This is a genomic window from Streptomyces sp. CO7 (genome assembly GCF_053474865.1).
Window position 1 is genome coordinate 306,505 of the sequence record NZ_JBRIOU010000001.1, and the last position, 2,330, is coordinate 308,834.

Sequence of the window (2,330 nt, forward strand, 5' to 3'; positions counted from 1 at the left end):
GTCCCGGCCCGACGCCGACTTCGACCTGCCGGTGCCCGGCCGGGACCGCAGCAGCGGGATCAGCGCGTCGCGTTCGGCGGTGAGCAGCCGCCCGGGCAGCTCGGGGTCTCGGTCAACTCGGCGTACGTCCGCGGGAGTCGTCATGTCGTCACGCTAACGCGCCGACCGCCGCCGGGCAGCGGATCGCGGCCGGACCCGGCGGGCGTCGTCCTCGAAAACGGCAGGGCGCGGTCCCACCGCCGCGCGTACCCTCACGGCATGCCCACCCTCGAACGCCTGCGCGCCGACCACGCGGAGGTCCTGCTGGCCTTCGAGCGGGAGAACCGCGCCTGGTTCGCCCGCACGGTCGCGGACCGGGGTGACGCGTACTTCACGCACTTCGCGGACCGTCTCGGCGCCCTGCTGGCCGAACAGGAGGCGGGCGTCTGCCACTTCCACGTGGTGCGCGGCGACGGCGGGGAGATCGCCGCCCGGGTCAACCTGGTCGACGTGGCCGACGGGTCCGCCGAGCTGGGTTACCGGGTCGCCGAGCGGTACGCGGGCCGGGGCCTGGCCACCGCCTCCGTGCGCGAGCTGTGCCGGACCGCCGCCGAGGAGTACGGCCTGCGCGAGCTCACCGCGACGGCCGACGAGGACAACCTGGCGTCCCGCCGCGTCCTGGAACACTGCGGCTTCACCGTGACCGGCCGCTTTCTGCTCGACGGCCGCCCGGTCGTCGGCCATCACCGCGCGCTGGAAGGGAACTGAGCTGAGCATGCAGCCGCCCGTGACCCGCCTCGTCACGCTCGACGACGCCGAGGAGCTCGCCGCCCGCCTCACCCGCAACCGGGCCTTCCTGGACCCCTGGGAACCCGTGCGCCCGGACTCCTGGTTCACCGCCGCCGGGCAGCGCGCGGTGCTCGCCGAATGCCTCGAGCTGCACGCCCGCGGCGCGATGGTCCCGCTGGTGGTCCTGGACGAGGACGGTCGCGTGGCCGGCCGCCTGAGCGTGAACAACGTCGTCCGCGGCGCGTTCCTGTCCGCGTCGCTGGGCTACTGGGTGGCGCGGGAGGCCGGCGGCCGGGGCCTGGCCACCGCCGCGGTGGCCGACGCGGTGCGCCTGGCCTTCGGCGAGCTCGGGCTGCACCGCCTGGAGGCCTGCACGCTGTTCCACAACGCCGCCTCGCAGCGCGTCCTGCGCCGCAACGGCTTCACCCCGTTCGGCGTCGCCCCGCGGTACCTGCGCATAGCGGGGCGGTGGCAGGACCACCTGCTGTTCCACCTGCTGAACGAGGAGGACGAGGCCCCGCCGGACGCCGCCGGCGCCTGAGGTCCCGCGTCAGTCCGCCGCTCCGCCGAGCGCGGCCCTGAGGTGGCCGCCGGACTTCTCCAGCAGCCGCGCCGCCGTGGCCGCGTCCACCCCGGCGGCCACCACCAGGACCGCGGGCTTGACCTCGCCGCCGGTGGCCCGCAGCGCCGCGGCCACCTCCTCGTCCGGAGCGCCCGTGGCCAGGGCGACGATGCGGTGGGCGCGGGCCCGCAGCTTCTCGTTGGTGGCCCGGACGTCGACCATCAGGTTCCCGTAGGTCTTGCCGAGGCGGACCATGGTGATGGTCGAGAGCATGTTGAGGACGAGTTTCTGCGCCGTGCCGGACTTCAGCCGCGTGGAGCCCGCGACGATCTCGGGACCGGCCACCACCTCCACGGGGTGTTCCGCCGCCGCGGCCAGCGGGCTGCCCGGGTTGCAGGCCACCCCCACGGTGAGCGCCCCGGCGGCGCGGGCGTGCCGCACCGCGGCCACGGCGTACGGCGTCCGCCCCGAGGCGGAGACGCCGACCACGCAGTCGCCGGAGGTCAGGCCGAGCGCGTCGAGGTCGGCCCGGGCGGCCTCCGCGTCGTCCTCGGCGCCCTCGATCGAGGTCACCAGCGCCTCGGGGCCGCCCGCGATCAGGCCGGTGACCTGCCCGGGAGCGGTGCCGAAGGTGGGCGGGCACTCGGAGGCGTCCAGCACGCCCAGCCGGCCGGCCGTCCCGGCGCCCGCGTAGATCAGGCGGCCGCCGCGCGCCATCCGCGCGGCGATCGCGTCCACGGCGGCGGCGATCCGCGGCACCTGTCCGCGGACCGCGGCGGGCACGGCGGCGTCCCCCTCGTTCATCAGTTCCGCGATCCGCTCGGTGGGCAGGCGGTCGAGCTCGGCGAGGTCGGGGCGGGCGGCCTCGGTGGCGAGGCTCTCGAGCTGGACTCTCAGATCGGCACCGGACATGGCGGCGGGCACTCCCGTTGGTCGTGGGGCGGGATCGGCGGGCGGAGTCGGTGGTGAGGGCGGCAGGATCGGCGGGCGAAGTCGGTGG

At 76.1% G+C, this 2,330-nt stretch carries 3 protein-coding genes; 2 read left to right on the plus strand and 1 reads right to left on the minus strand.

Annotated elements, in window-relative coordinates; translation table 11 throughout:
* Positions 1–258: 258 nt before the first annotated feature.
* Positions 259–747, plus strand: coding sequence for a GNAT family N-acetyltransferase (locus tag ACOV8S_RS01405; RefSeq protein WP_448315490.1), 489 nt, complete (start codon positions 259–261; stop codon positions 745–747).
* Between the two features lie 7 nt (positions 748–754).
* Positions 755–1,309 (plus strand): GNAT family N-acetyltransferase, encoded by a 555-nt coding sequence (locus ACOV8S_RS01410; RefSeq protein WP_448315492.1) that lies wholly within the window; start codon positions 755–757, stop codon positions 1,307–1,309.
* Positions 1,310–1,318: 9 nt separating this feature from the next.
* On the opposite strand, the gene murQ is transcribed toward ACOV8S_RS01410, so the two are convergent.
* Positions 1,319–2,242, minus strand: a complete 924-nt coding sequence (gene murQ, locus ACOV8S_RS01415; protein WP_448315494.1) for an N-acetylmuramic acid 6-phosphate etherase — start codon at positions 2,240–2,242, stop codon at positions 1,319–1,321.
* Between the last annotated feature and the right edge of the window lie 88 nt (positions 2,243–2,330).